The organism is Candidatus Dependentiae bacterium (assembly GCA_018266175.1).
GTDB lineage: Bacteria > Babelota > Babeliae > Babelales > RVW-14 > JAFEAY01.
In genome coordinates this window covers 1-3,173 of sequence record JAFEAY010000022.1, presented here as the reverse complement: position 1 = coordinate 3,173, position 3,173 = coordinate 1, and the positions used below count along the sequence as shown (strand labels likewise).

General features: G+C 39.7%; 3 protein-coding genes. All 3 read right to left on the bottom strand.

What is annotated here, in order from left to right:
- Window positions 1-239 (bottom strand): hypothetical protein (locus JST56_05790; GenBank protein MBS1988471.1); only part of this gene is annotated, 239 nt, incomplete at its 3' end.
- 46 nt (window positions 240-285) lie between these two features.
- Complete coding sequence (locus JST56_05785) at window positions 286-1,413, bottom strand: Fic family protein (GenBank protein MBS1988470.1); 1,128 nt, start codon at window positions 1,411-1,413, stop codon at window positions 286-288.
- Window positions 1,414-1,640: 227 nt separating this feature from the next.
- Window positions 1,641-3,173, bottom strand: a 1,533-nt coding sequence (locus JST56_05780; GenBank protein MBS1988469.1) for a WD40 repeat domain-containing protein, incomplete at its 5' end; no start/stop codon positions are given.

Below are 3,173 nucleotides of genomic sequence, written 5' to 3'. Positions count from 1 at the left end.
TTACAAATGTTTTTGTATGCACTGTTTATCACTTCAAAATTTGCTTGAAAATTTTCAACGCCTGGATTTTCTTGCAAATTTTCAGAGCACATTGTAAATACCTTGATTACAGGATTAAAAATCTTCAACAAAAGTTTTGTACGCAGCTGTACTCCTTGATCAAAGAAATTACCGTTCATTGCCTGTGCTGTATTTGCCAATAAAACAATCGAAAAAATCAGTATCAAACGTGTAATCATAAAAAACTTTATTTAAGAAATTTAGAACGAATAAAGGATTAAAGCGTCAATCATATTCTCGTTCAAGAAGGTTTAAATATGCATCGAAGCGATATAATTTATTTCGCTTATGCCCGGTTATTTCAAATAAAATTCCATGCTTAATAAACAACTTAATGAAGCTTTGCGCTGTGTTATAGTTTTTATTCAGCTGTTGCGCAAGCTCTGTAACGCTGATGATGGGGAACTGAAATAGCAGAGAAAGTACCTCCACCGCAGCACAATGCGTCCGAGTTGATAATGTCGCGGACTGTAGCAAGTTTTTAATATTTTGTTCAAGAATCTCAATGTCCTTTACCCGTTGATAAGCATCTGTACAGCTTGCCTCAATTGCTTGCAAATAAAATTTGATCCAACCTTCAAAATCTCCTTGGGTGCGTACTTCATCTAAATGCTGATAATAATACAGATGATGTTTTTTGAAATAGTACGATGGATATAGAATAGGTGCACTCAAAAGACCTTGATCTATCAGCATAAGAACAATTAAAAGGCGACCAATGCGCCCATTACCGTCAAGAAATGGATGGATTGTCTCAAATTGAACATGCACAAGTCCAGCTCTAATCAGAGGGGGTAATGCATTATTTTCAGTGTTCATATAGTTTTCTAAGTCAGCCATGAGCTTGGGTATCTGATTAGCTGGCGGTGGTACAAGGCTGCCAACGCGTACCGCTTGTTTACGGTATTGACCAGGGCTGGCCTGATCTACTTGTCCTACTCGCATTAATGCTTTGTGAGCACTCAAAATAACGCGCGATGCAAGAGGAATTCCTTGCTCTTGCATGATATGAAGTGCGATATCAAGAGCTTCGGTATAGTTAAGCACGAGCTGAGTTTCTTTGTTGGGCTTTGTTCCAGATAAAGGCTGAGTAAAAACATCAAGAAGTGTTGTATGAATTCCTTCAATAGCAGATGAAAGCAGCGCTTCTTTGATAACATACGCCTTAACAAATCTTTGTACATTCGGTAGTCGATTTACTATTTCGTTGAGCTGGCCAAGTTTAAGCATTGCAGAACCGTATAGCTCTGTTAAACCAGATACATTAAGATCTGGATTCGCGGGAGGGAGGGGATTTGGAACAAAAGAACTAAGATTTCCCAAAGTTTGATACGTTCCGGTAGTACGTTTCATAATTACCTTTACCTCTATATTTATTCCTTTTCCAATAGTTTCTCAAATAAGGATACCCATTACGCATCCTTATTTCAATAATTAGCACTTTTTTGAAATAAGAACCAACTAAGGAGGTGTCTAAGTCCAGGTACACAAGAAAATAAAATGACGAATCTTTCATGTGTTTATGTACTACTCAGTTCGTAAATAAAACCGTAGCTTGATTGCCTCTGGATCATTCAGTATCAACCAACAACCAATTGAAAGCGGTTTTTAAAATAGTCTGGCAATGTTACAAAAACATCCCGCCAGCCATAACCAAGATTAACAACTTTGGATTTTTGCAAATATTGCTCAAGATTAACAACCAGTGCAATCTGCTCGAATGAAAGGTCTGGATACAAATTCCACAGCTTAATTGTTTTATCATTTGAACAAGAAACCAGTCGACCATCATTCAGTTGCTTGATGCATCTAACCCAATGTTCATGCCCCTCAAGCGTGGCAACACACCTGTTTGCATTCAAATCCCAGACCTTAATCGTTCCATCATCAGAAGCATAAGCCAGTCGACCATCATTCAGTTGCTTGATGCATCTAACCCAATGTTCATGCCCGTCAAGTGTGGCAACGCACCTGTTGGTATTTAGATCCCACACCTTAATCGTTCCATCAATTGAACCAGAAGCAAGCCGACCATCATCCAGTTGCTTGATGCAATTAACCCAAGCTCTATGCCCCTCAAGTGTGACAATACACCTGTTTGTATTCAAATCCCAGAGCTTAATTGTTTTATCACGAGAACCAGAAACCAGTCGACCATCATTCAGTTGTTTAATGCAATTAACCCAAGCTCTATGCCCCTCAAGTGTGGCAACGCACCTGTTGGTATTTAGATCCCACAGCTTAATCGTTCCATAACCAAAACCAGAAACCAGTCGACCATCATTCAGTTGATTAATACATCTAACCCTCTTTGTATGCCTCTGAAGTGTGGCAACGCACTTGTTGGCATTCAGATCCCACACCTTAATCGTTTTATCATTTGAACAAGAAACCAGTCGACCATCGTCCAGTTGTTTAATGCAATTAACCAAACCTGCATGCCCTTCAAGTGTTGCAAAGCACCTGTTGGAATCTAGATCCCACACCCTAATCGTTTGATCATTTGAACAAGAAACCAGTTGACCATCATGCAGTTGCTTGATGCAATAAACCGTCTTTGTATGCCCCTCAAGTGTGTTCACCTGCGCTTCAGCTCCTTTATCATCACCTACCATTAAGCATTCTGGAAAGTAGCGTGCATACGATGTTATTGATGGTTCACTAAAATTGCGCTCCATCACATCGTACCGACTCGCTCTACCAATCTCTCGATTCATGAGCATCGAAAAACTGCTCGGCACTTGGGCAGAAAGTCGATCAAACAGAACTTGATACAGATCTTGGGTTATGTCGACATCATTGATTGCCTGTTTGAGCTGTGCAATAAATTGCGCATCACTGGTTGCTCCAGAAAAGATTCTTGTGCCTTTTTTGCGCTTTTGATCATTAACCAAAGCGTGTTGTGAAAAGTCTTCATCTGAATCTTCAATAATCTCTATGTTTGAACTTTCACAAATTAAATTTGCTTTTTGTTGTTCTTGCTCACGAGCTTCGCGTTCATGCATAAGCTCAAGATTCAATTGCAGCTGCAATGCTTGCGCGAGCTTTTCATCATCTCCAACATCCGGTTGCACCGCAATTTCAATACCGCATGCTGATAAATCTCCCATGCT

Bases quoted from the DNA above. Each gene is read 5' to 3' on its own strand.
- JST56_05785 (MBS1988470.1), bottom strand. From the start codon at position 1,413: ATGAAACGTACTACCGGAACGTATCAAACTTTGGGAAATCTTAGTTCT.